The following is a 700-nucleotide window of genomic DNA, read 5'->3' as shown; positions in this document are numbered from 1 at the left end:
CCGGAGGGGGTGGTGACGGTGAGTGTCCCGTCGGGCGCCATCCGGTAGACCCAGCCGCGGGCGTGGGTCTTGAGCCGGTGGTGGCGGCGGCACAGGCAGCACAGGTTCTGGCAGGAGGTCTCGCCGCCGGCCGCGTGGGGGACGACGTGGTCGGCGTCGGCCCACACGGCGCGGTTGGCGCAGCCGGGGAGGCGGCAGGTGCGGTCTCGGGTGCGCAGGTAGCGCAGCTGGGCGGCCGAGGGCCGGTAACGGTCCACCGCCGGCGGGACGTCCAGCAGCGGGCAGCCGCAGCGCTCGTCGGGGTGCGCTCGGCAGCCGCGGCGGGCCGCCGCTCGGAGCTCGGTGTCGGTGGCCACGGCGCGCAGGTTTCCGTCGGCGTCGGTGAACGCGTACTGCAGGCTGCCCCCGGCCGGCGCGCGCAGCCCGATCGCGTCCAGGTCGGCCAGCAGCCGGCGCAGGTGGGCGGCGGTGACCGGCTCCCCGTCCACCTCCGCGGTCGGCGCCGAGTGGGCGCCGGGGCGGGACAACTCGGGCGCGGGACCGCCGTCGGCCCGGAACCGGTCCACCGTCAGCGCGCCCAGCGGCACGTCGACGGTGATCATGGCGGTGACCGGGGTGCGGTCCTCACCGGGCTGCAGGATGCGGTCGGCCAGCGCCCCGACGCGCAGGACGCCGATCGGGCGGGCGTCGCCGTCGGCCT

Annotated in this window: 1 pseudogene; it reads right to left on the bottom strand. The window is 78.0% G+C overall.

Features of this window, described 5'->3' with window-relative positions:
- A pseudogene (locus ACI8AX_RS23590) lies at nucleotides 1–700 on the bottom strand (HNH endonuclease); the annotation flags it as partial.

The sequence above is a fragment of the Blastococcus sp. SYSU D00813 genome, from assembly GCF_054050735.1.
Note: the sequence above shows the minus strand (reverse complement) of the source record. Positions and strands in the feature narration are given on the sequence as shown.